The organism is Nocardioides sp. NPDC000445 (genome assembly GCF_040300245.1).
Taxonomy (GTDB): Bacteria; Actinomycetota; Actinomycetes; order Propionibacteriales; family Nocardioidaceae; genus Nocardioides.
In genome coordinates this window covers 183,175-207,089 of the sequence record NZ_JBEPDH010000006.1, presented here as the reverse complement: position 1 = coordinate 207,089, position 23,915 = coordinate 183,175, and the positions used below count along the sequence as shown (strand labels likewise).

Below are 23,915 nucleotides of genomic sequence, written 5' to 3'. Positions count from 1 at the left end.
GCTCATGCCGCACCTCCCTCAGGGACGACGCCGGTGGTGATCGCCTGCACGACCCGTTCGCGGGTCGTGGAGGAGGCCTCGATCTGCCCGACCATGCCGCCCAGATACAGGACCGCGATGTCGTCGGCGACCTCGAAGACGTCGTTGAGGTTGTGGCTGATCAGCAGGACGCCGAGACCCCGGTCGGCCAGGCGCCGCACCAGCCGGAGCACCTGCTCGGTCTGCGCCACGCCGAGAGCCGCGGTCGGCTCGTCGAGGATGACCAGCTTCGAGTTCCACAGCACGGCGCGGGCGATCGCCACGGTCTGCCGCTGGCCACCGGAGAGGGAGGCCACCGGCGTACGCACCGATTTCAGCGTACGCACCGAGAGACCGTCCAGCGTCTCACGGGCACGCTGCTCCATGCTGTCCTCGTCGACCAGCCGGAGCCGCTTCATCTCCCGGCCGAGGAACATGTTGTGGACCACGTCGAGGTTGTCGCACAGCGCGAGGTCCTGGTAGACCACCTCGATCCCGAGCGCGGCGGCGTCCTTGGGGTTGGTCACCTTCACCGGCTCTCCCTCGAAGAGGTAGTCACCGGCGTCGAAGAGATGGATCCCGGCCATCCCCTTGACCAGCGTGCTCTTGCCGGCACCGTTGTCGCCGACGAGCGCGGTGACCCGGCCCGCCTGCACCGTGAGGTCCACTCCGCGCAGGACCTGCACGGCGCCGAAGGACTTCTCGACGCCGTGCAGCTCCAGCAGCGAACTCACTGAGGCACGCCGTTCTCGGTGCACAGGTCGGCGATCGCGCCGGCGCACACCTCGGCGGCGTCGGCCTGGCCGTCCTCGATGACCGTCTTGACGCTCTCCTTGGTGACCCAGACGGGCTCGGCGAGCACCGAGGGCACGTCCGTGCCGGCCTCGGTGTCCTCGACGCTGCCGGTGGCCAGCGCCTCGGCAGCCTCCTCGTCGCCCTCGATCAGCGCGATCGCCAGGTCCGCGGCGGCCTTGGCCTCGAGCGCGGTGTTCTTGTAGACGGTGCCGCACTGGAAGCCCTGCAGGATGTTCTGCAGGCCCTCGACCGAGGCGTCCTGGCCGGTCACCGGGATCTTGCCCTGGGCGTTGTTGGCCTTCAGCCGGGCGATGATGCCGCCGGCCATGGTGTCGTTGGCCGAGACCACGCCGTCGATCTTTCCGCCGTTGGCGGTGTACATCTGGTCGAAGACCTTGCCGGCCTTGGTGGCGTCCCACTCCCCCGACTGGTCGCCGACGAGCTTGTAGGTGCCGTCGGCGATCTTCGGCTCGAGCGCCTTCTCGTAGCCCGACTTGAACAGGGCCGCGTTGTTGTCGGTGGCCGCGCCGTTGACGTAGACGATGTTGCCGCCCTTCTTGCCCGCGGCGGTGATGCACTCGTCGAGGCCCGTGCCCATCAGCTCGCCGACCTTCACGTTGTCGAAGGAGACGTAGTAGGAGGCGCCGCCGTTGAGCGTCAGCCGGTCGTAGTCGATGCTCGTCACGCCCGCGTCGGCGGCCTTCTTCAGACAGGCCGCGCCCGACTCGGAGTCGAGGTTGGTGATGATGATGACCTTGACGTTCTCGTTGATCATGCTGTCGCACAGCTGACCGAACTTGGCGGTGTCGCCCTGGGCGTTCTGGATCGTGGCCTCGAGGCCCGCGTCGGCGAACGCCTTCTCGAGGTTGGGCCGGTCCTGGGACTCCCATCGGGGAGACGTGGTCGCGTCGGGGAGGATCACTCCGACGTCGGTGCCGCCCGAGTCACCCGAGTCGCCACCGTCATCCGAGCCTCCACATGCCACGAGCGATGCGGTCGACAGGGTCGCCACCGCTGCGACCGCCATCAGGCGGCCGATCTTGTGCGTGTTCATCGTCGAACTCCTCAGTCCTGGGTGTGATCTAAGTCACGTCGGGGTGCAACCTATCTCCTTCAGCGGCGATATGAAGCGGTTCTGAGGAGATCTCGACGGCGGATTGATAACGGCCGTACGCCTTCACGTCATCACTGCTCGTTACGGTGCGACGGCTCCCACCCGCCAACGTCGACTAGAACAGCGATCACGTGACCGCCATCTCGGATTTCCGCACGCCCACGACCAGCCGGGCCGACAGCGATCCCAACAGCCCCAAATCTGGGCACACCGTCGAGCGCACCTCTGGACATGTCAGCGAGATCCACGGCCTGCGCGGCATCGCCCTGGCGCTCGTGGTCGCCTTCCATCTCTTCGGCAACGGCCGGGTCTCGGGCGGGATCGACGTCTTCCTGGTGATCTCCGGTTTCCTCGCCACCCGGTCACTGGTGGGCAGGGCGGAGCGCGGCCGGGTGAGACTGGGCGAGCACTACGGACGTACGTTCGCGCGGCTCGCCGCGCCGGCGCTGATCGTGCTGGCAGCCACGGCCGCGCTGATGGTGGTCTTCATCCCGCAGACGCTGTGGACGCAGACGACCCGCGAGCTGATCGCGGCGGCGACCTACACGCTCAACTGGGAGCTCATCGCCAGCCAGCTATCCTATGGCGCCGCGGGACCGTCCTCGACGCCGGTGCAGCACTTCTGGTCGCTCGCGGTGCAGGGGCAGTTCTTCCTGCTGTGGCCGCTGGTGGTCGTCGGGCTGGCTCTGGCGCTTCGCGTCGTCGCGCGCGGCCGGCTGGGGCGGCTCAGCCTCGCCCGGGTGCTGTTCGTGCTGACCGCGGCCGCGTTCGCACTCTCCTTCGCCTATGCGATCAAGGTCTCCGGAGCCGACCAGGCGGCTGCGTACTTCAACTCCATCACGCGCTTCTGGGAGATCGCCGCCGGCGCCCTCACCGCGCTCGCCCTGCGCCGCCTGAGCCTGCCCGAGAAGATCAAGCCGTACGCCGCGTGGACCGGCCTCGGCCTAGTCGTGACCTGCGGTTTCGTGATGGACGGCGCGGACCACTTCCCGGGACCGCTGGCCCTGTGGCCGGTCACCGGGGCGCTGCTGGTGATGGTCGGCTCCACCCCGTCGCCACGTGGACCGCGGCGCCTCCTGGAGACCCGCCCGCTGCGGTTCGTCGCCGACATCTCCTACGAGCTCTACCTGTGGCACTGGCCGCTGCTGATCGCGTGGCTCTACTACACCGGCGGGGAGCGGCTCACCGTCGCCTCGGCCGCGGGCGTGCTGGTCGTCTCGACGCTGCTCGCCTGGGCGACCAACCGCCTCGTCACCCGCCAGGTCCAGACGTACGTCATCAGGCCCGGCGGCCCGCGAGCCCTGGTCGCCACGCTGGCTGCTCTCGTGATCGCCGTCGGCGCCGGGTGGAGCGGCCTGGTCGCGATCGAGCACTCCGAGGACAGGGCGATCGCGGCGGCGGCCCGGCTCGCCACCGCCGACCCGTTCACGACCGAGTGCCTCGGTGCGTCCGCGCTGGCGGTGAGCTCCACGGAGGGCTCGTGCCGCAACCCCGACCTTCGAGGCGAGCTGATCCCGGCGGTGGCCGCGATCGGCGCGGACGACGAAAACCGGGGCGAGTGCTGGTCCTTCGAGGAGCGTCCGGTGCGCTTCAGCGCCTGCCCCAACGGGGCGGTCGAGGGCTACCGCAAGCGGCTGCTGATGGTCGGCGACTCGCACGCCGTCGCCCCGGTCGGCGCCCTCGACCTGATCGGCGACCAGCGCAGCTGGCGCATCGACGTCGCCGCCCGTGCCGCCTGCCACTGGAACACCCGGCCGCTGGGCCGGAGCATCGCCGATAACCGCCCCGCCTGTGCGGAGTGGAACCGGCAGCTCGAGGCCTACCTGCGCGCTCCCGAGCAGCAGGACCTCGACGCGATCATCGTCACCCACTCGGCCCGCAAGACGACCCAGCCGCTGGGCGGCGAGACGCCGTACGAGTCGACGGTCAACGGTCTGGTGGAGGCCTGGAGTCACCGGCCCTCGAAGAAGGTCCCGGTGATCGCGCTCGTCGACAACCCGATGTTCGAGCCCGACAACGCCGCCTATCTGCGCACCACGCTCGGCTGCATCCAGCGACATTCCCCCGAGACCGCCGGCGAGGCGTGCGGGCGGCCGCGCACCGACGTACTCGTCAAGGATCCGCACCGCGACGCGGTCGCCCGCGACCCCAACGCGCACCTGGTCGACCTGACCCACCTGTTCTGCGGGGACGAGGTCTGCCCGGCGGTGATCGGCAACGTCATCGTCTACCGCGACGGCAACCACATCACCTCGCGCTACGCCCGCACCCTGGCGCCCTACCTCAGCCGGGAGCTCGCCCGGGTCGTCGACTAACGGGCGACGGCGAGCGCGTCGATCTCGACGAGCATCTCCTCGCGCGGCAGGCCGGTCATCACGGTCGTGCGACACGGGAGGATGCCGCCCTCGGCGACGCGTGAGCCGATGAACTCGCCGTAGGCGTCGTTCATCGCGGCGAAGTCGTCCCGGGTGGTGAGGTAGACCCGGAGCATCAGCACGTCCTCGAAGCCCGCACCGGCGGCGGCCAGGATCGCCTCCACGTTCTGCAGAGTGCGTACGGTCTGGGCCTTCACGTCGCCGGGGAACAGGTACTCGTTCGTGGCGGGGTCGACCGGGCCCTGACCGGAGACCTGGATCAGGCCGCCGCGGACCACGCCCTGGGAGAAGGTGTGCGCGGGGGCCGGGGCCTGGTCGGTGGAGATGCGGATGTCGGACATGGGATGGGTTTCCTCTCGGGGTGTTCTCATGAGCTCCGGCCGGCCCAGTCGGCGGAGATCGCTTCGGTGGCCGCGAGGAGCTGCGGCACCAGGGCTCGCACTCCGTCGCGGGGCAGGATGACGTCGGGCACGGAGACGGAGACCGCGGCGACGACGCGCCCGGCCTCGTCGCGTACGGGCGCCCCGACGCAGTTGATGAAGTCCTCGTGCTCGGCGGCGTCCTCGGCCCAGCCCTGCTCGCGGGTCCGGGCGAGCACCTCGCGGTAGCTGGCCGCGTCGGGGATGGTGCGGCTGGTGAACGGCCGGAAGTCGATGCCGGCGACCACCGCCTCCTGCTCCCCCGGAGGCAGCCCCGCGACCAGCACCTTGCCGACGGCTGTCGCGTGCAGCGCCGCGGGCAGACCCACCCGGGAGTACATCCGCACCGAGTGGGTGCTCTCCACCTTGGCGAGGTAGATGGCCGTGCCGTTCTCGTACGCAGCCAGGTGGACGGCCTGGCCGCCCGTCTCGGCCGCGAGGCGGGTCAGGTGGGGCTGGGCCACGTCGCGGATCGCGTGCTGGGAGAGCGCCGCGGTGCCGAGGGCGAACAACCGGGAGCCGAGGTGGTAGCGCTGGCGGTCGTCGCGGCGTACGAAGCGGTCCGCCTCCAAGGTGTGCAGCAGACGCATCGCGGTGGTCTTGTGGACGCCGAGACTGGCGGCCACCTGGTCGAGGGAACGCTCGCCCTCACCGAGCTCGATGAGGATCTGCAGCGCGCGGGACAGGCTCTGGCTCATCGGGCCGCCTCCCGGATCGCCGGGGAGTCGATGCCGGCGGCGCTCACCCGGGTCGCGGCCCAGTCGTCCTCGGAGCAGTCGAGCAGCCGGGCGCGTACGTCGGCGGCCGGAGGCCGCGCGTGGTCGCCGGTCGCGGCCAGCACCCCCGCCGCGACCAGGTGGCCCTGACGCAGCCGGCCGACCGGGCCGGTCCCGTCGACAAGTGCGGCGAGATAGCCCGCCGCGAAGCCGTCGCCCGCGCCCACCGGCTCCACGACGTCGACCCGGAGCGCGGGCACCTCGGTGGCGCTTCCGTCCGCGTCGTACTCCCCGGCGGCGTGGGAGTCGGCCTTGATCACCAGCCGAGGACGCCCGCCCAGGAGGTCGCGGAGGTCCTGCGGAGCATGCGCGCCGAGCGCTGCGCGTGCCTCGTCGGCCCCGAGCAGAACGATGTCGGCCGCGCGCAGCAGGTCGATCAGCTGCGCGGTGCTGCGCCCGGCCCACAGCGCCGGTCGCCAGTTGAGGTCGACGCTGAGCCGGAAGCCGAGCTCGTCGCGCAGCGCCAGCAGGCGGGTGACCAGCGTCGATCCCTCCTCGAGGATGCCGAGGGTGATCCCGGAGGTGTGCACCACCTCGGCCGAGGCCAGTGCCTCCATGACGCCGGGCCGGTCCAGCAGGGCGGCGTCCATCGCGGCCGCCGCGGATCCGGCTCGGTAGTAGTGCATGCGGCTGCCGCCGGGGGCGGGGTCCTTGACGTAGAGCCCGGTCGGGCGCTCGGGATCGCGCTCGGCCTCGACGATCACGCCGCGGCCGGTCAGGTCGTCGGTCACGACGTCGCCGAACGGGTCCTGACCGAGGCGGGAGACCCAGGCGGTCCGCACCCCGAGGGCGGCCAGGGCGCCGGCCACGTTGGCCTCGGCGCCACCGACCGAACGGCGCAGGGTCGTCGCCGCGGCGAGCGGCTGGTCGCCCTCCGGACGCAGGACGACCATCGCCTCCCCGAGACAGACCACTCGCACGTCTCCGCTACTGCCCACGGATGGAGCTCCTCCCCTGTTGGTTCATCGCCGAGCCGTTGACGCCCGGTGTGCCCGATGCTACAACTAACGAATCGAAATACGCAATCACCGTTGCATAATGCGCAACGAAGGAAGGACGGGCCATGGATCACCCGGCAGCCCACATCGACACAGCGGCCGTCGCGGCGCTGCGCGAGGAGCGGGTCGACTGGCGCCACAAGGCGATCCCACCCGCGCTGTGGGGACGTACGGTCGCCGAGGTGCTCGAGGCGGCGCCCCGGCTCTCGCAGCTGCCCACGCCCGTGCTCTCCCTCTCCCGCGTCGCGATGACCCACAACCGTGACGTGCTGGCCGCCTGGTGCGCGGAGCGCGGCATCGCCCTGGCTCCGCACGGCAAGACCACGATGGCTCCGCAGCTGTGGGCCGAGCAGCTCGCCGCCGGCGCCTGGGCGATCACCGTGGCGAATCTCCCCCAGCTCGCCGTCGCCCGCGCCTTCGGCGTCTCCCGGGTGATCGTGGCCAACGCGATCGTCTCCCCGCTCACCCTGCGCTGGATCTCCGACCAGATCACCGAGGACGCGGGACTGGAGGTGCTGGTGTGGGCCGACTCGCCACGGACGGTGGCCCTGATGCACGAGGCGCTCGCCGCCCATGCCGCCGAGGCCGGGCCACGCCGACCGCTCGGCGTCCTCGTCGAGCGTGGCGCCACGGGCGGACGCACCGGCGCCCGTGACGAGGAGACCGCGGTCGCCGTGGCCGAGGCCGTCGCGTCCTCACCCCACCTGGAGCTCGCCGGGGTCACCGGCTACGAGGGCGCCCTGGCGCACACCACCGACGAAGCCGCGCTCGGCGTCGTCCATGCGTACGTCGACAGCCTGGTCTCCCTGCACCGGCGGATCACCGGCCTGCTGCCCGCCGGTCGGACGCCCGTGGTGAGCGCCGGCGGCAGCGCCTACTTCGAGCAGGTCGCCGACGCGCTCGCGCCGCTGGTGGCCGGCGAGGAGGCTCGCGTGGTGCTCCGCAGCGGCGCCTACATCACCCACGACGACGGCTTCTACCGCGGCATCTCCCCGCTGGGGAGCGCGCCCCGCACGACCGGCCCCGCCCTGCGCAGCGCTCTCCACGGCTGGGTGCGGATCTCCTCCCAGCCGGAGCCGGGGCTCGCCCTCTTCGACGCGGGCAAGCGCGACCTGCCCTTCGACGAGGGCATGCCCGAGGCGCAGCTGCTGCGGGCACGGACGACCGGCTCCCCCGCGACCCCGCTCTCGGGGGTCGCCGTGACCGCGCTCAACGACCAGCACGGCTTCCTCCGCTGGGACCCCGCCACCGAGGCGCCCGTCCTGATCGGCGACGAGCTCCGTCTGGGGCTCTCGCACCCGTGCACCGCCTTCGACAAGTGGGGCCTCATCCCGGTCCTCGACGACGCCGACGCCGACGACCCGCTCGTCGTCGACCTCGTGCGCACCTGGTTCTGAGAGGACCCCGCCATGACCGACCTGCTCATCCGGGACGCGACCGTCATCGACGGCAGCGGCGCTCCGGCCTTCCACGCCCACGTCAGCATCGACGCCGGGCGGATCACCGGCATCCACACCGATGCTCCGGCACCGGTCGCGCGGCGCACGATCGACGCCGCCGGGCGGGCGCTCACCCCGGGGTTCATCGACATGCACGCCCACTCGGACCTGCAGATCCTGGTGAACCCCGACCACACCGCCAAGGTGAGCCAGGGCGTCACGCTCGAGGTCGTCGGGCAGGACGGCCTCTCGTTCGCACCCGCCGACCCGGCGACGCGCGCCCACCTGCGCAGGCAGATCGCGGGCTGGAACGGCGAGCCGGACGACTTCGACTTCGACTGGGACACCGTCGCCGGCTACCTGGACCGGCTCGACCGCGGGATCGCGTGCAACGCGGCGTACCTCGTCCCGCAGGGGACGCTGCGGCTGATGGTCGTCGGTCCGGACAACCGGCCGGCGACCGCTGCTGAGATCACCGAAATGGCCCGGCTGCTCCGGGTCGGTCTCGAGGAGGGCGCGGTGGGGATGAGCAGCGGCCTGACCTACCCGCCGAGCATGTTCGCCGACGACGAGGAGCTGGCCACGTTGTGCCGGGTGGTCGCCGAGGCGGGCGGCTACTACAGCCCGCACCACCGGTCCTACGGGGCCGGTGCGCTGGAGGCGTACGCCGAGATGATCGAGGTCGCCCGGGCCTCGGGGTGCGCGCTGCACCTGACCCACGCGACCATGAACTTCGAGCCCAACCGCGGACGCGCCGGGGACCTGATCGACATCATCGACGCGGGGTTGGGCGACGGGGTCGACATCACCCTCGACACCTACCCCTACCTCCCCGGCGCCACGACGCTCAGCGCCGTGCTGCCCAGCTGGTCGACCTCCGGCGGCCCCGACGCCCTGCTCGCGCGGATCGCGCACCCCGGCGATCGTGCCCGGATAGCGCACGAGCTCGACCATATCGGCACCGACGGCTGCCACGGCTGCGTGACCGACTGGCGCACGATCCAGATCAGCGGCGTACGCAACCCGGAGCTGTCGCGTCACGTCGGCCGGACCGTCGCCGAGATCGCCGCGGAGTCCGGCCAGGTGGCCACGGACGTCTTCTTCGACCTGCTCGTCCGCGACCGGCTGGCCACGACGATCCTCCAGCACGTCGGCCACGAGGAGAACGTGCAGACGATCATGCGACACCGCACCCACTGCGGCGGCAGCGACGCCATCCTCGTCGGCGATCGCCCGCATCCGCGCGCGTGGGGCACCTTCCCCCGCTACCTCGCCCGCTATGTACGCGAGCTCGGCGTGATCGACCTGGTCGACTGCGTCCACCACCTGACCGGCCGTCCCGCGGCCAGGCTCGAGCTGCACGAGCGCGGACTCGTCCGGGAGGGGTACGCCGCCGACCTGGTGCTCCTCGACCCCGACACGGTCCAGGACACCGCCACCTTCGAGCAGCCGCGGCAGCAGGCGTGCGGCATCGACTGGGTGCTGGTCAACGGCACCGCCGTCATCGAGGACGGCCACCGCACCGACGCGCTTCCCGGACGGGCGCTGCGCCGCACCGACGAAGGGACCCGACCCCGATGAGCAACCACGTGATCGAGACGCTGCGGGCCGACCAGGCACTGGTCGTCGTACGCGCCTCCCGGCTCGACGACCCCGTCGCGCTGTGCCACGCACTGGCCGCCGGGGGCATTCGGACCGTCGAGCTGACCTACACGACCCCGGGCCTCACCGATCTCCTCGCCGAGGTCAGCGCCCGGGTCGACGCCGACGACATCGTGGTCGGCGCCGGAACGGTGCTGAGCGCCGATCAGGCTCGCGCCGCGCTCGCGGCCGGCGCCCGGTTCCTGGTGACGCCCGGCCTGCCGCCGGAGGCGGCGGAGATCGTCGCCGAGGGTCGTGCCGCAGGTGCGGCCGTCGTCCTCGGTGCCCTCACCCCGACCGAGGTCCTCACCGCGACCGCGCTCGGCGCCGACGCGGTCAAGATCTTCCCGGCGCGGGCCGTCGGCCCGCGCTACTTCTCCGACCTGCGGGGGCCGTACCCCGAGGTCGCTCTGATCCCTTCCGGCGGAGTCGACGAAGACAACGCCGCGGAGTTCCTGCGGGCCGGCGCCATCGCCGTGACCGCTGGGACGTCGGTGGTCCAGCCCGCCGACGTCGACGAGGCCCGGTGGGAGCAGATCACCACCAACGCCGCCCGGTTCCGTGCAGCTCTGCGCTGAGTCCATCCCCCACCCCTGACCCGAGGGAGAACCAACCATGCATTGGCTCCAGACAAGCACCACCGGCCTGCTGCTGCTCTGCGCAGCGGCGATCGCCGTGCTCCTCTTCCTGATCATCAAGGTGAAGCTCGAACCGTTCATCGCCCTCTTCATCAGCGGCATCGGCCTCGCCGTCGCGGCCGGCCTCTCCGTCGAGCAGATGGTGGGCACCGCGCTCTCCTCGAAGGAGTCGCTCATCGAGACCGGCTTCGGGGGCGTGCTGGGCCACATCGCGCTCATCATCGGTCTCGGCACCGTGCTCGGGTCGCTGCTCGAGCGGTCCGGCGGCGCCGACGTCCTCGCCGCGAGGCTGATCGGCATCTTCGGCGAGCGTGGCACCCCGGTCGCGATGGGCCTGGTCGGCCTGATCTTCGGCATCCCGGTCTTCTTCGACATCGGCATCTTCGTGCTCGCGCCGCTGGTCTACGTCGCGGCTCACCGCGGCGGCAAGTCGCTCGTCCTCTACGCCCTCCCGGTTCTCGCGGGCCTGTCGATGACGCATGCCTTCCTGCCTCCCCACCCCGGCCCCACGGCGCTGGGCGGCCTCCTCGGCGTCGACCTCGGCTGGCTGATCATCATGGGCCTGCTGTGCGGCCTGCCCGCGTTCGCCGCGGCCGGGATCCTCTTCCCCATGTGGATCGCCCCGCGCGTCCAGGTCTCGGTGCCCGAGGAGTTCCTGGTCGCGGAGACCGAGGCGGAGCAGGACAAGACGCCCACCACCCCGGTCGCGCTGCCGCTCGTCCTCGGGGTCATCGCGGTGCCGCTGATCCTGATCCTCGGCGCGACCTTCGGCACGATGCTGCTCGAGCCGGGCCGGCTGCTCAACGTACTCACCTTCCTCGGCAACCCCGCGGTCGCACTCACCATCGCCGTACTCCTCGCCTTCTGGCTGCTCGGCATCCGGCGCGGGATGAGCATCGAGGAGATCTCGGAGTTCACCGGGGCCTCGCTGCGGCCGGTCGGCATGATCTTGCTCGTCGTCGGCGCCGGCGCCTTCTTCGGCGCGGTGATCTCCGCGACCGGCGTGGGCGCCGCGCTCGCCGAGGTGCTCTCCGACGCGGGCCTGCCGATCCTGCTGCTGGCCTACGTCATCTCCTGCGCGCTCCGGATCGCCCAGGGCTCCGCGACCGTGGCGATCGTGACCACCGGCGGCATCATCGCGCCGACCCTCGGCACCGGCTATTCGCAGCCCGAGCTCGCGGTGATCGCGGTCGCGATCGCCGCCGGCTCGATCATCCTCAGCCACGTCAACGACGGTGGCTTCTGGATCGTCTCGCGCTACTTCAACCTCACCGTGAAGCAGACCCTGGCGACCTGGACGGTGCTGGAGACGGTGCTCTCGATCGTCGGGTTCGCGGCTGCCGCCGTGGCCTGGGCGATCGTCTGAGGTCGCTCTCCGCAGGGCCTGGGCTGCCATGCCTGGGCCCTGTCGGGACCCCCTCGAGGCGGCGTCGCGGATGCAGGGTGCGACATGGGCCGTCGGGCCCTCGCGTCTGGGACGTCCTGCTCTGTCCACACCCAGGCGCCGAGACGACGCTCGAATCATGGATACCAGCACAAGCACACCGTCGTCCGCCGCCCCGATGACCTACACGGTCACGGGTCGCTCGATCGCAGGCGGACCCGCTCAGGTCGACGCTGCCAGCGAAGCCGTCCCCCTGGACGCCAGCTGGGGTGCGGCACCCTCCGAGCTGCCAGGTCCGGCACATCTGCTCGCCGCGGCGCTGGCGGCGTGCCTGCTGAAGAACCTGGCTCGTGCCAACGACCTGCTGTCGTTCCAGTACGAGCGCGCCGAGGTGCAGGTCACCGCCCGCCGCCAGGATGCCCCGCCGAAGTTCACCGAGTTCGTCTACCAGCTGCGGCTGGTCACCAGCGAACCCCAACGCCGTCTCGACCTGCTGCAACGCAACCTGGCAGGCTACGGCACCGTCTACAACACCCTTGCCGCCACCTGCGACGTCCACGGCACCATCGTTGTCATTGCCTCCTCGGACGCACACTGACCTGGGCCGGGGCGCCGTCGAGCGTGGCGGTGGTCCATCCCGACTATCTGCGGTGACTAACCCCAAGCCTGCGCGAGCAGGTCGCGGGTGTCGGTCAGCAGCTGTGGCAGGGTCTTGGTGCGGCCGATGATCGGCATGAAGTTCTGGTCGCCGACCCAGCGGGGAACGATGTGCTGGTGCAGGTGCGCGGCGATGCCGGCGCCGCCCGCGGTGCCCTGGTTCATCCCGATGTTGAAGCCCTCGGCCCGCGAGACGCCGGCGAGGGTGCGTACGGCCTGCTTGGTCAGCACCGCCATCTCGGCGGCCTCCTCGTCGGTGGTCTCGACGTAGCCGGCGATGTGGCGGTAGGGGCACACCATCATGTGGCCCGGGGCGTACGGATAGAGGTTGAGCACCACGAAGCAGGTCTCTCCGCGGTGGACGACCAGGCCCTCGGCGTCCTCGAGCGTCGGCACCCGGCAGAACGGGCACTCCGTCTCCGAGGGGTCGGTGGGCTTGTTCTCGCCGCGGATGTAGGCCATCCGGTAGGGCGTCCACAGCCGTTCCAGACCGTCGCCCTCGCCGATGCCGTCCTGGGTGAGTACGCCGTCCATCTCTGTCACGCGGCAAACACTACTTAACCCCTCGCAGGCCCCTTCAGGACAGGCTCAGTCGGACGCTTCGCCGCTCCGCAGCGTGTACGCCCCGGCGACGGCGGCGGCGAGCAGCACGACCAGGCAGGCCGCCGTGATCCCGGACAGCGCCTGCCACGGGAAGGTCAGCGGCGCCTCGGGCACGTCGCGTACGACCGCCTGCCGCATCAGCCAGCCGGTGAACCCGGTGACCGCGCCGCCGACCAGCAGAGCACCGGCGCCGGTGAACACCGTCTCCCAGAGCGCGGTTCGGCGAACTTGGGCAGGGGTCGCGCCGACCAGCCGGGCGGTGGCGGTCTGGCGGCGGCGCTGGCTCGCCCCGATCAGGACCGCGTTGACGGCCGCGATCGCGGCGTAGACCCCGGCCGGGCCGAGCATCACCCACAGCACGACCGTGTTCATCTCGCGCGCCTCGGCCGAGACCGCTTCGACCCACTCCTCGCCGGTGCTCACCTCGGCCCCGGTCTCCCGGATCGACCGTGCGGTCGCGGCGACGTCCGCGCCGGCGTCGGTGCGCACGAAGACCGTGCCGGTGTCGCGGGCGACCCTGTCGATGCGTGGCAGGTCGTCGGGCACGATGATGTCGCTCCACAGGTTCGGGGCATCGGGGACGACGGCGACCAGGCGCACCTTGACGACCCGGCCGTCGATGCGCATCCGGCGGACCTGGCCGACCCGGCCGCCGAGGTCGGTGACGTAGGAGGCGGTGACCGCCATCGCCCGGCCGCGCAGGTCGGTGAGACTCCCCCGCGTCGCCCGCAGGCTGCGCGTCGCGGCAGCACTGGAGACGTCGACGACCTCGACGTCCTCGGGACCGCCCCCGAACCCGACCTGCGCCGTGCGGCGTACGTCGCTCACCCCGACCCCGGGCACGTCCTGGATTCGCTCGGGGCGGTCCGCCTGCTCGACGACCAGCTCCGACCTGAGCGCGGCCCGGTCGGCGCCCTCGCTCCAGTCCGCGGTCGCACCGACCGCGAGCACCATCGAGCCGGCCACCGCCATGATGGCCACCACCGGAGCCGCCACCGCGGCGGTCATCCGGCTGCTGGTGCGGGCGAGGTCACGGGCCAGGTGCGCCGCCGGGTCCCGGTGGGCCACCGTGGCACCGGCGTACGCCGCGAGCTCGGTGTAGAGCAGCCCGCCCACCGCGTTGGCGCCGATCACGGCGACGATCGGCAGGAACATGCCCACGAGCAGGGCGAACAGCAGCGGCATCTCGGGAGCGAGCACGGCGGTCGCGACCAGCGCGCCGGCGGCGGTGAGCGCGACCAGAGCCTGGACGACCGTGGGGCGTCGTCGCTCGAGGACCGCGTCGCGGAGCGCCTCGACCGGCTGCGTACGTCCCGCCCGGGCGCCCGCGCGCCAGGCCCCGACCAGGGCGACCCCGACACCGCAGGAGGCGGCGATCGCCCATCCCGTGCCCTGGCTCGGCATCGCGAGCAGGACCGGGGTGACCCCGGCCTGGTGCAGGATGCGCAGCACCGGCACCGTCACTGCGGTGCCGAGCAGGCAGCCCGCGACCGTTCCGACGGCCGCGACCGCGAGCGCCTCTCCGAGCAGCAGGGTCCGCACCTGGCGCGGGGTGGCGCCGAGCAGACGGAGCAGGCCGAGCTCGCGTCGGCGGGTGGCCACCACGAACCCGAAGGTCGAGGAGACCACAAAGAGCGCCAGGAAGAGCGAGATGCCGGCCATGATGCCGAACAGCGACCCGAGGTCGTCGATCTGCGTCCGGGTCTGCGGGTCCAGCCCGTCGGTGGCGGTGCCGAGCGCTCCCAGCATGTTGGTGGCGAGGGTGATCAGGGCGATGCCACCGGCGAGAGCGACGGCGGCCCCGGCGTACGGAGGCCAGGACTGGCGCAGGCTCTTCAGGCTGTGCGCGACCATCGCGACGACGCTCATCGCAGCGGCTCCAGCTCGGCCATGCGGGCGGCGATCCGGGCGGCGTCACTGCGCTCCATCTGCCCGACAATCCGGCCGTCGGCGAGGAACAGCACGCTGTCGGCGTACGAGGCGGCGAGCGGGTCGTGGGTGACCATCACGACCGTCTGCGCCGGCCCGTGGGTCACCGGCGCGTCGACGAGGTCGCGCAGCAGCTCGAGCACGTCGCGTCCGGCGTGACGGTCCAGCGCACCGGTGGGCTCGTCGGCGAAGAGCACCGCCGGCCGGGCATGCAGCGCACGCGCGATCGCGACGCGCTGCTGCTGGCCGCCGGAGAGCTCCGGCGGCCGCCGCCTGGCGAGCCCGTGCAGACCGACCTGCTCGAGCGCCCCGATCACCTGAGCGCGATCCGGGCGCCGCCCGGCGAGGCGGGCGGGCAGGGCGACGTTGTCGTACGCGGTGAGTGCGTCGAGCAGGTTGTACTGCTGGAACACGAAGCCCATCATCTGTCGGCGCAGCTTCGTCAGCGTCGTCCGGTTCAGGCCGGCCAGGGCGGTGCCTGCGACCCGGACGCTGCCCTGAGTGGGCCGGTCGAGGCCGGCGGCGATCTGCATGAGCGTGGACTTGCCCGATCCCGAGGGGCCCATGATCGCGGTGAACGTTCCCGCGGCGAAGGCATGGCTCACGCCCCGCAGCGCGTCGACCTTGCCGGAGCGGGAGCGATAGCTGCGGGTGACGTCGTCGAGCACGACGGCGGGCGGGCCGGGCGGCCGGGGAGCGTGGACGGCGTCCGGGATGGTGGCGGTCATGGTTTCCAGCAAACGCCGCCTACGCGGCGCGCACACGGGCGCAGACGCCACGGCGAGGTAGCGCGTGCGCTACCCCGCCGCGGGGTCGTGAGTGCCTAGGCTCGAGGGTCATGAGACCTCCACCCGACGTCTGGGCCGCGCTGCGCTCCTCGCCCTGGCGGCTGCTCGCCTCCAGCTGGCCCTGGCGCGCCCTGGCCTACCTGGCCTCCGGTGCGCTGGTCGGTCTCGTCGTCGCCGTCCTGCTGTTCGTGCTGGTCGGCGTCGGACTGCTCACCCTGGTCATCGTGGTCGGGGTGCTGGTGCTCGCCGGGATTCCGCTGCTGGCGGCGCTCGTCGCCGACGTGGAGCGCGTACGCCTCCGGCTGGTCCTGCCCGAGGCACGTCCGGAATCGGCCGAGCCTGCGCCGATCGCCTGGAGCGACCGGCTCCGGGCACTGCGCCGGCTGCGGATCTCCGGACCCGAGGTCGGCTACACCGTGCTGTTCGCCACGGTCATGTGGCTGGTCGACGCCGTCGCGCTCAACCTGATCATCACCATCCCGGGTGTGCTCGTGCTCGCCCCTGCCCTGGTCCGGATCGACGGTCCCGTCGCCTTCGGACCCTGGCAGCTCACCACGCCCACCGAGGCCTGGATCGCCGTGGCCCCGGGGCTGGTGCTGCTGATCGCCGGCCTGTACGCCGCCACCCTCCTCGCCGCCGCCCAGGCCAGCCTGGCGCGGCTCCTGCTCGAACCGGCCCAGGCCAGGCTGGCCGCGGCCGTCGCCGACCTGCGCCGGTCCCGGGTCGACCTCGTCGACGCCTTCGAGACCGAGCGCAGCCGGATCGAGCGCGACCTGCACGACGGCGCGCAACAGCGGCTGGTCGCGCTGACCATGACGCTCGGCCTGGCCGAGCTGGAGGTGCCCGAGGGGTCCGGGCTCGACCTCGTCCGGCAGGCCCACGCCCAGGCCGAGACGGCGCTGGCCGAGCTCCGCGCCACCGTCCGCGGGATCCATCCGCGGGTGCTGGTCGACCACGGGCTCGCCGCTGCCGTCCGCGAGCTCGCCGACGCCGCCGGGCTGCCGGTCTCGGTCGACCTGCGGGTGGACGGCCGGTTGCCGGCGCCGGTCGAGGCCGCGGCGTACTTCGTGGTCGCCGAGGCGCTCACCAACGCGGTCCGCCATGCCGATGCCCGCTCCGCGCGCGTGCAGGGGCAGGTCACCGGTGACCGGCTGCAGGTCTGCGTACGCGATGATGGGGCCGGCGGCGCCACCGTGCGTCCCGGGGGCGGGCTCGCCGGCCTGACCACCCGGCTGGCCGCCCTGGACGGCACGCTGGAGGTCACCAGCCCGCCGGGCGGACCGACGGAAGTGAGGATGACGTGCCCGACCGTGCTCCCCTGAGGATCGTCCTGGCCGAGGACGCCGCGCTGCTGCGCGAGGGCCTCCTCGCCATCCTCGAGCGCGCCGGCCACGAGGTCATCGCCGCGGTCGGCGACGCCGACGCCCTGCTCGCCTTCACCGACCACACCCGCCCCGACGTGGTGATCACCGACATCCGGATGCCGCCGACCCACACCGACGAGGGGCTGCGCGCCGCCGCCGAGCTCCGCCGACGGCACCCCGACCTGGCGGTCCTGGTGCTCTCGGCCTACGTCGCCGACGCCTACCTCGCCGAGCTCCTCGACACCACTGGTGGGGGCGGTATCGGCTACCTGCTCAAGGACCGGGTCGGCCACGTCCGGGACTTCCTCGACAGCCTGGACCGGGTGGCCGGCGGCGAGACCGTCGTCGACCCCCAGGTCGTACGCGGCCTCCTCAACCGGCACCAGCCGGACGGTCCGCTCGAGGTGCTCTCGGAGCGCGAGCGAGAGGTCCTGGGCCTGATGGCCGAGGGGCGTACCAACGGCAGCATCGCCACCGCGCTCTTCGTCTCCGAGGCCGCCGTGCGCAAGCACGTCGGCAACATCTTCGCCAAGCTCCACCTCGACCCCACCACCGACCGACGCGTCTCGGCCGTCCTCGCCTACCTGCGCGAGGCCTAGACCGACCAACCCGGCACTGGCTTGGGTAACGGTCATAGAGTGGGAACACCCCACGACGTCGCGCGCAAGCGGCTCCATCGCCCTTGATCCAGCCTCACCCAGCGTGCCGAAGTGACCACTCCCGTCAGCGACCGCACCTCTGCGTCGACGCCAGCGAGGCCCGGCGGCAGCGCCGCACGCTTCGCAGGCAGAGGCTGGACAGACACCGCGATCGTGCTGGTCGCTGCTCTGCTGGCGACGGCCGCGTGGCTGCCCTTCCTCCACCGGCCGCTGACCTCGGACGAGAGCGGTTTCCTGATGCTCGCCGAGCAGTGGCGGCCGGGCCGTTCGCTGTACGGGGACTACTGGGTCGACCGGCCACCACTGCTGCTGTGGCTGTTCACCATCGCCGGCCACCTCGGGCCTGTGGACGTGACGAGCTCCGGGCTCGTCGCCCCCGGGCTCAAGCTGCTCGGCGCCGTGGCCAGCGGGATGTCGGTGGTCCTGGCCGGCGTCCTGGCGAATCAGGTGTCCCCTGGCCATCGCTCAGCGCGGCTCGCGACAGTCGTGCTCGCGGCCGCACTGCTGTCGAGCCCGCTGCTCGGGATGTCAGCGGTCAACGGCGAGCTGCTCGCGGTCCCGTTCGTCCTGCTCGGTCTGGTGTGCGCGGTGACGGCGATGCGCAGATCATGGGGATGGCGTACGGCCGTGCTCGCCGCCGGGGCGGGGGCAGCCGGCATGGCTGCCGCTCTGGTGAAGCAGAACTTCATCGACGTCTTCGTGTTCACAGCCGTCCTTGTCGCGGTGTCCCACGGGCGGGTTCCCCGGTTGTGGGAACGGGCCGCCACGTTCGCGGGCGGCGCCGCGGTGCTGCTCGGCGCGGCCGTCCTCGGAGCCTGGGCGCGGGGCACCTCCGCGCCGGAGCTGTGGAGCGCGGTCGTGGTCTTCCGTATCGAGGCCGTGGCGACGATCGACGGCTCGGCATCGTCAGAGACCGTTGCCCGGGGCATGCTGCTCGCGGCGGCGTCGCTGGGCAGCGGTGCCGCCGTGGTGCTCGTCATCGCGTTCGCCGCAGTCTTCATGCGCGGGGCGCCGTTGGCCGGGCCCGTGCTCGCCATGACCGCGTGGGAGCTGTTCGCGATCGCCGCGGGCGGCAGCTACTGGCTGCACTACCTGACCGGCATCGTTCCCGGCCTGGTGCTGCTCGTCGCCATCGCCCGACCCGGTCCGCGGTCCGGTCCGGCACTGAGCTGCGCCGTGGCGTACTCGGCCGCGGCCGCCGTCGCGGTCTGGACGTCGTGGGTTCTCGTGCCACCGCAGATCACACCGGAGAGCCGGGTCTCCTCCTACCTGCGCGAGCACGCGCGCCCCACCGACGCTGTCGTCGTCGGCTTCGGGCACCCCGAGATCATCGCTGCGAGCGGACTGGACAGCCCGTACGAGAATCTGTGGAGCCTCCCGGCGCGTGTCCGCGACCCACACCTGGCCCAGCTGCACGGCGTGATGGCCGGGGCCTCGGCGCCGCAGTGGGTGGTCGTCCACGGCGACAGTCTCGACACCTGGGGGCTCGACGGCGACCACGCGCAGCAGTATCTCCAGCGGCATTACGCCAAACGTGCCAGCTACGACGACTGGCACGTCTGGCGGCGCCGCTGATGATCAGAAGGTGATCCCCCGGGCGGCGAACCGGTCGCGGACCAGGTCGGCGGCGGCCTGGCCGTCGCGAGCAGCCGCTGCGGCGTACGTCTCGGCTGCGGCGGCCTGGAAGCTGGTGTCCGGGGCGTAGGAGAACTGGGAGTAGATCAGCGTGGTGTCCCAGTCGCGGGTGGAGAGGCCGAGTGCCTCGTAGCCCTCGCGGATCTCCCACAGCGCCTGGCTCCAGATCTGGCCGTCGTAGTGGACCTGGTTGCGGCGGTCCTCGAGGGTCAGGTCGAGGTGGAAGCTGCGGATGCAGTGCGGGGCGTCGGTGTAGGAGGTCGCGTCCCAGTCCATCGGGCAGGACGGGTCGGCGGCGACCGGCCAGCCGAACTCCGCGGCGGCGTCGAGCCCGACGGTCACGGCGAGGTAGTCGCCGAACGACTCCCCGATCGCGCCGGCGTCCAGGCTGCTGCCGTAGCCGGGCACCTGGGTGGCGTGGACGGCGTGGCCGTACTCGTGGACGATCACCTCGGCGTCCTCTGCGTCGTCGACACCGCCCTTGCCCAGCCGGATCCGGTAGGGCTTGTCGGTCTGGTAGGAGTTGTCGCCGCCGTACTGGTTGATCTTGACCGAGAACGGCTGGTTCAGGACGCCCGGGAGCGTCTCGCCGAAGCCGAGGGTGTGCAGGTAGGTCTGCGCCCGGGTCACCCAGAAGTAGCCCATGACCTGCTCGAACTGGTCCTGGTGGCGGTCGTAGGAGTAGCTGTTGGTCGTGGAGTACGCAGGCGTGCCGGTGCTCGACTCGACGACGGCGTAGTCGCCGCGGAGGTAGCCCGAGCCATCCAGGTGGGTGAGCGGCACCTCGGCGTAGGCGCTCTCCGGGACGGCGCTCGCGGCGTCCTTCTGGTCGGCCAGGTCCTGGTCGTTGCTGGACTGGACCGGGTTCACCATGAACACGCGGGCGCTGCCCTCGGAGGAGCCGCTGCCCGGGGCCGCGGTCACCGGGCTCAGCGGGACGGCGAACCCGGCGGTGGCCGCCAGTCCGGCGGTGACGGCGATCGAGAGTCTGCGCATGTGGGGCATGGTCTTCTCCTGGAATGAACGGCCGTGTGGCCGGGTGATACCGGGAGGCTATACCGCGAGGATGTCCTTGGACAGGAGTTCTTCCAGAGGAAGGTCGGGGTCGAGCTCGATCCCGAAGCCGCGAGCATGGCCATCGATGACGAACCAGATGGAGCGAGCGGTGAGCCGCTCCAGCGTCTCGGCGGGCAGCCGGTCGCCGGTGCGGGTCAGCCAGCGGCGTACGGCCCCGAAGACCGCGCCGACCAGACCGTAGATCAGCGGGTCGAGGGCCTCGGCCTCCTCCTCGGTGGGCGTGCCCCCGAGGGCGAGGACGGCGGTGCCGACGATCGCCGAGATCCGGCCGGCGAGCTGCTCCATGCCCTGCTGGAACGGGCCCTCGTCGTCGCCGCCTTCGATGTCGTGGTCAGCAGCGAGGTGGAGCGCTGGATGTGCCCGCGCCCAGTGGATGTAGGTGCCGATGATCCGCTCGATGATCTGCGGGACCGTGCCGTCGAGGGTGATCCCCGGCAGCAGATCGGACCAGAGCCCGTCGAGGATCGCCTGCTGGACGGCTCGGTCGAGGTCGGCGCGGTCCTCGAAGTGGCGGTAGATGACCGTGCGGGACAGCCCGGCGCGCACCGCGATCTGCTGCACCTGCACGTCGGCGCCGGGCTCACCGGCCTCGATCACCGCGATCGCGGCGTCGATGATCTGCTGGCGGCGCTGCTCGTTGTGCTTGCTCCACCGGTCCTGCCGACCATCGCGCTTCTCGGCCACCGCTTCTCCCCCTGATCCCGTGACGTTTGTCGAGAGCGTTTTCAGCGCTCCTTGCGACGCCCAAGAGAGTATCGGGGTTTCCGTGACTTCGCGGCGATGCCCCGCATCTCCTCGACATCGGTGATCTTCACCCGCGGACGACCGGACTCGGCGCCACGTCGCTTCTCCTCGCGGTCGATCGCCTGCCAGCCGGCCAGGTCGACCATGCCGGGCTGGCGGCTGCGTACGACCGCGGAGATCTCGGCGGCGTCACCGACCGGAGCCGGGATGCGGTCGGTGTCGAGGTCGTCGAGCAGCTGCTCGACCGTCTCCTCGGCGTCGGACTTGTTGGTGCCGATGAAGCCGTTGGGACCACGCTTGACCCAGCCCGCGACATAGACGCCCGGGAGCACCCGGCCGCGCTCGTTGGGGACGGTGCCGGTCGCGGCGTCGTAGGGGAGGTCGGCCACGGGCAGCCCCTTGTAGCCGACCGCGCGCAGCAGCATCCCGGTCTCGAGGACCTCGGTCTCGCCGGTGGGAACCGCCCGGACGACGCCGTTCTCGTCGCGCTCGAGGCGGTTGCGCCCGACCTCGACCCCGGTGACCCGGCCCTCACCCAGGACGCGCACCGGCGAGCTGAGGAAGCGAAGGACGATCGTACGCAGCTCCGGGCGGACCTCGCGGCCGGCGAGCTCGCGCAGCAGCCGGGTGGTGGTCTCGCCGCCGGCGAGCGCCTCCTCGATCGGCAGGTCCCCCGTATCGACGATGACGTTGATCCCGGTGTGGCCCATCAACCCGACCAGCTCGGGCACGGTGAAGGCCGCCTCCCCGGGCCCCCTGCGCCCGAGGACGACGACCTCCTTCACCGCGCTGTCGCGCAGTGCCGCCAGCGGTCCCTCGGCGACGTCGGTCCGGGCCAGCCGCTCGGGGTCCTCGGCGAGGATCCGGGCGCAGTCGAGCGCCACGTTGCCGTTGCCGACCAGGACGACCCGACGCGACGGGAGGGACTCCACATCGAGGTGGACGGGCAGGTCCTGCTTGTCCGGATGGCCGTTGTACCAACCGACGAAGTCGGTCGCGCTCAGCGAGCCGGGCAGGTCGTCGCCCTCGATCCCGAGGGCGCGGTCGCTCGCCGCGCCGACGGTGTAGACGACCGCGTGGTAGCGAGCGGTCAGCTCGGCATGGGAGACGTCCTTGCCGACCTCGACGCCCAGGAAGTAGCGGAACCCGGGCTGCGACTCGATCTGCGCGAAGAGCTTCTCGACCTGCTTGGTGTTCTGGTGGTCAGGGGCGACACCGGCCCGGACCAGGCCGTACGGCGTCGGCAGCCGGTCGAAGACATCGACGGAGATCTCGGGGTGCTTGAGCAGCTCGTCGGCGGCGTACATCCCCGCCGGCCCGGCGCCGACCACCGCGACCCGGAACGGTCCGGTGCGGGTCAGCCGGCGCTGGGGGTGGACCAGGGCGAGCGGGGTGCGGTCCTTGTGCGGGAAGACCTCGAAGTACTCCGCGTTGATCGCCAGGAACGGCGTCTGCGCGGCCGTCAGGGTCGTGTGCGGGACGATCGCGTCGGCCGGGCAGGCCGTGACACAGGCTCCGCAGTCGACGCAGCTCTTGGCGTCGACGTAGAGCATCTCGGCCTCGCCGAAGCCGGGCTCGCCCGGGGCGGGGTGGATGCAGTTGACCGGGCAGGCGACCACGCACGAGGCGTCCGCACAGCACGACTGAGTGACGACATGAGGCACTTTGGGACTACCGTTCTAGGGCGTCGGGCTCAGGGGATCAGTAGGACGCCGCGCGCGGCTCGGCGCGGAAGCGCGAGGCGCGGCCGTCGATGCCGGTCATCCTCCACAGCAGCTTGGCCGGGCCCTTGCGGATGCCGAGGTTGTCGGCCAGGAGGCGTACGTCACCGAAGAGGTCACGCAGCAGCTTCTCGGACTCCTCCGACTTCCACCAGATCTCGCGGGCGACCTCGTCCGGGATGCCCATGTCGTGGCGGGCCTGCTTGCTCGGGACCATGATCACGTCGCAGAGCAGGCGCATGATGATCGGGAACAGGTAGGCCAGCAGGGTCTTCTTCACCCGGCCGAGCTCGGGCACGTGCTGCTCGAGGTACTGGTGGGCGAAGCCGATGTGGCGCGCCTCCTCGGCGATGTGGATCTGCATCACCCGGTTGGCCACGGGGTGGCTGCCGCCAGCGCGCATCGCGCCCTTCTGCAGGTGGTCGATCGGCTCCTCACCGGCGAGGATGCCGGTGAAGAACGCCTCCGGGAACCAGGCACCCGCCGAGGCGAGGAGCGGCACCAGGACCTTGTAGTAGGTCGGCGCACCCGCCACGTCCGGGTTCACCCGGTTGACGAGCTCCTGGAACATCTGGGTGTGGTGGGTCTCCTCGGTCACCTCGTGAGTCGCGTAGCGGAACTCCGGGTTGTTGTTCTTCGACCAGACCAGGTGGTTCATGACGCCGCCGATGAGCAGCTGCTCGAACTGCAGGCCGACCTTGGCGACCTGGGCCCAGCGGTACATCCCGATCTCGATCTGGCGTTCCTTGGACAGCGCCTTGTACCACGGGTGGGCACCGATCTCGTCGGCGTCGTTGAGGATCCAGCGCTCGTCGCCCGGCAGCACCGCGAGCTCGTCGGAGTCCCAGTCGATGTCCTTGAACGGGTCGAAGTGCACCTCCACCGAGGCCTCGGACAGCGTACGAAGCGTGTCGAGGTAGGCCTGCTTGCCCTGGCGGACGTATCCAGTGGACTTCTCATCCTGAACGGCGGTCATGACGATCGCTCCTTCACCGTTGAGTTCTACGTTGAGCTGCTAACGACGTGACCCACGTTACCCGGACACGCGTCCCGATAACAAGAGTACGCGCGACTTCGTGTCACGTTTATCTTCCGGGCACACGAAAGCGCCCCGTCCCTTCTTGGGGACGGGGCGCTGGAC

The 23,915-nt window shown here is 71.5% G+C and carries 21 protein-coding genes; 9 read left to right on the top strand and 12 right to left on the bottom strand.

What is annotated here, in order from left to right:
* Positions 1-2 precede the first annotated feature (2 nt).
* Together ABT304_RS10375 and ABT304_RS10370 are read right to left on the bottom strand one after the other, a co-directional pair.
* A complete protein-coding gene (locus ABT304_RS10375; RefSeq protein ID WP_160022840.1) occupies positions 3-752 on the bottom strand; it encodes an ATP-binding cassette domain-containing protein in 750 nt (249 codons plus the stop codon).
* Positions 749-1,867, bottom strand: coding sequence for a sugar ABC transporter substrate-binding protein (locus ABT304_RS10370; RefSeq protein WP_160022838.1), 1,119 nt, complete (start codon positions 1,865-1,867; stop codon positions 749-751). The genes ABT304_RS10375 and ABT304_RS10370 overlap by 4 nt, the downstream gene beginning before the upstream one ends.
* A 191-nt stretch (positions 1,868-2,058) precedes the next feature.
* Here ABT304_RS10370 and ABT304_RS10365 point away from each other — a divergent pair, with 191 nt between their 5' ends.
* Positions 2,059-4,242: an acyltransferase family protein gene (locus ABT304_RS10365; RefSeq protein ID WP_350714956.1), complete on the top strand. Its 2,184-nt coding sequence runs from the start codon at positions 2,059-2,061 to the stop codon at positions 4,240-4,242.
* On the opposite strand, the gene ABT304_RS10360 is transcribed toward ABT304_RS10365, so the two are convergent.
* Genes ABT304_RS10360 through ABT304_RS10350 form a run of 3 tightly spaced genes read right to left on the bottom strand, consistent with a single transcriptional unit; the run spans position 4,239 to position 6,435 of the window.
* Positions 4,239-4,643: a RidA family protein gene (locus tag ABT304_RS10360; RefSeq protein ID WP_160022834.1), complete on the bottom strand. Its 405-nt coding sequence runs from the start codon at positions 4,641-4,643 to the stop codon at positions 4,239-4,241. The two genes, ABT304_RS10365 and ABT304_RS10360, sit on opposite strands and share 4 nt — an antisense overlap.
* A gap of 26 nt (positions 4,644-4,669) precedes the next feature.
* Positions 4,670-5,419: an IclR family transcriptional regulator gene (locus ABT304_RS10355; RefSeq protein ID WP_350714954.1), complete on the bottom strand. Its 750-nt coding sequence runs from the start codon at positions 5,417-5,419 to the stop codon at positions 4,670-4,672.
* Positions 5,416-6,435 (bottom strand): sugar kinase, encoded by a 1,020-nt coding sequence (locus tag ABT304_RS10350; RefSeq protein WP_350714952.1) that lies wholly within the window; start codon positions 6,433-6,435, stop codon positions 5,416-5,418. Before ABT304_RS10350 ends, ABT304_RS10355 begins: the two co-directional genes overlap by 4 nt.
* Before the next feature lie 125 nt (positions 6,436-6,560).
* Here ABT304_RS10350 and ABT304_RS10345 point away from each other — a divergent pair, with 125 nt between their 5' ends.
* From ABT304_RS10345 to ABT304_RS10325, 5 genes are all read left to right on the top strand, one after another.
* Complete coding sequence (locus tag ABT304_RS10345; protein ID WP_350714951.1) at positions 6,561-7,892, top strand: type III PLP-dependent enzyme domain-containing protein; 1,332 nt, start codon at positions 6,561-6,563, stop codon at positions 7,890-7,892.
* A 12-nt stretch (positions 7,893-7,904) separates the two neighbouring features.
* Positions 7,905-9,515, top strand: a complete 1,611-nt coding sequence (locus tag ABT304_RS10340; RefSeq protein ID WP_350714949.1) for an N-acyl-D-amino-acid deacylase family protein — start codon at positions 7,905-7,907, stop codon at positions 9,513-9,515.
* Positions 9,512-10,153 carry a bifunctional 4-hydroxy-2-oxoglutarate aldolase/2-dehydro-3-deoxy-phosphogluconate aldolase gene (locus ABT304_RS10335; protein WP_350714947.1) on the top strand — a complete coding sequence of 214 codons (642 nt, stop codon included), beginning with the start codon at positions 9,512-9,514 and terminating at the stop codon, positions 10,151-10,153. The genes ABT304_RS10340 and ABT304_RS10335 overlap by 4 nt, the downstream gene beginning before the upstream one ends.
* A 37-nt stretch (positions 10,154-10,190) precedes the next feature.
* Positions 10,191-11,579 carry a GntP family permease gene (locus tag ABT304_RS10330; protein WP_350714945.1) on the top strand — a complete coding sequence of 463 codons (1,389 nt, stop codon included), beginning with the start codon at positions 10,191-10,193 and terminating at the stop codon, positions 11,577-11,579.
* A 157-nt stretch (positions 11,580-11,736) separates the two neighbouring features.
* Entirely contained in the window at positions 11,737-12,195 is a 459-nt protein-coding gene (locus ABT304_RS10325; RefSeq protein WP_350714943.1) for an OsmC family protein, read from the top strand.
* 56 nt (positions 12,196-12,251) lie between these two features.
* Here ABT304_RS10325 and ABT304_RS10320 read toward each other — a convergent pair whose 3' ends face one another.
* Genes ABT304_RS10320 through ABT304_RS10310 form a run of 3 tightly spaced genes read right to left on the bottom strand, consistent with a single transcriptional unit; the run spans position 12,252 to position 15,514 of the window.
* The gene (locus tag ABT304_RS10320) at positions 12,252-12,788 is read right to left on the bottom strand and encodes an HIT family protein (protein ID WP_350715099.1); all 537 of its coding nucleotides are present in this window, start codon (positions 12,786-12,788) and stop codon (positions 12,252-12,254) included.
* A 54-nt stretch (positions 12,789-12,842) separates the two neighbouring features.
* On the bottom strand, positions 12,843-14,726 hold the full coding sequence (locus tag ABT304_RS10315; RefSeq protein WP_350714941.1) for an FtsX-like permease family protein: 1,884 nt from the start codon (positions 14,724-14,726) through the stop codon (positions 12,843-12,845).
* A complete protein-coding gene (locus ABT304_RS10310; protein WP_350714940.1) occupies positions 14,723-15,514 on the bottom strand; it encodes an ABC transporter ATP-binding protein in 792 nt (263 codons plus the stop codon). The genes ABT304_RS10315 and ABT304_RS10310 overlap by 4 nt, the downstream gene beginning before the upstream one ends.
* 110 nt (positions 15,515-15,624) lie before the next feature.
* Here ABT304_RS10310 and ABT304_RS10305 point away from each other — a divergent pair, with 110 nt between their 5' ends.
* The 3 genes from ABT304_RS10305 to ABT304_RS10295 all read left to right on the top strand — a co-directional run bounded on the left by ABT304_RS10305 (position 15,625) and on the right by ABT304_RS10295 (position 19,172).
* Positions 15,625-16,896 (top strand): sensor histidine kinase, encoded by a 1,272-nt coding sequence (locus ABT304_RS10305; RefSeq protein ID WP_350714938.1) that lies wholly within the window; start codon positions 15,625-15,627, stop codon positions 16,894-16,896.
* On the top strand, positions 16,875-17,537 hold the full coding sequence (locus tag ABT304_RS10300; RefSeq protein ID WP_350714936.1) for a response regulator: 663 nt from the start codon (positions 16,875-16,877) through the stop codon (positions 17,535-17,537). The genes ABT304_RS10305 and ABT304_RS10300 overlap by 22 nt, the downstream gene beginning before the upstream one ends.
* 111 nt (positions 17,538-17,648) lie before the next feature.
* Positions 17,649-19,172, top strand: coding sequence for a hypothetical protein (locus tag ABT304_RS10295; RefSeq protein ID WP_350714934.1), 1,524 nt, complete (start codon positions 17,649-17,651; stop codon positions 19,170-19,172).
* A 3-nt stretch (positions 19,173-19,175) separates the two neighbouring features.
* Here ABT304_RS10295 and ABT304_RS10290 read toward each other — a convergent pair whose 3' ends face one another.
* The 4 genes from ABT304_RS10290 to ABT304_RS10275 form a co-directional block, all read right to left on the bottom strand.
* A complete protein-coding gene (locus ABT304_RS10290; RefSeq protein ID WP_350714932.1) occupies positions 19,176-20,228 on the bottom strand; it encodes a M36 family metallopeptidase in 1,053 nt (350 codons plus the stop codon).
* A gap of 57 nt (positions 20,229-20,285) precedes the next feature.
* Complete coding sequence (locus tag ABT304_RS10285; protein ID WP_350714931.1) at positions 20,286-20,993, bottom strand: TetR/AcrR family transcriptional regulator; 708 nt, start codon at positions 20,991-20,993, stop codon at positions 20,286-20,288.
* A gap of 41 nt (positions 20,994-21,034) precedes the next feature.
* A complete protein-coding gene (locus tag ABT304_RS10280; RefSeq protein ID WP_350714929.1) occupies positions 21,035-22,672 on the bottom strand; it encodes an FAD-dependent oxidoreductase in 1,638 nt (545 codons plus the stop codon).
* An 82-nt stretch (positions 22,673-22,754) separates the two neighbouring features.
* Positions 22,755-23,750, bottom strand: coding sequence for an AurF N-oxygenase family protein (locus ABT304_RS10275; RefSeq protein WP_350714928.1), 996 nt, complete (start codon positions 23,748-23,750; stop codon positions 22,755-22,757).
* Positions 23,751-23,915: the final 165 nt, after the last annotated feature.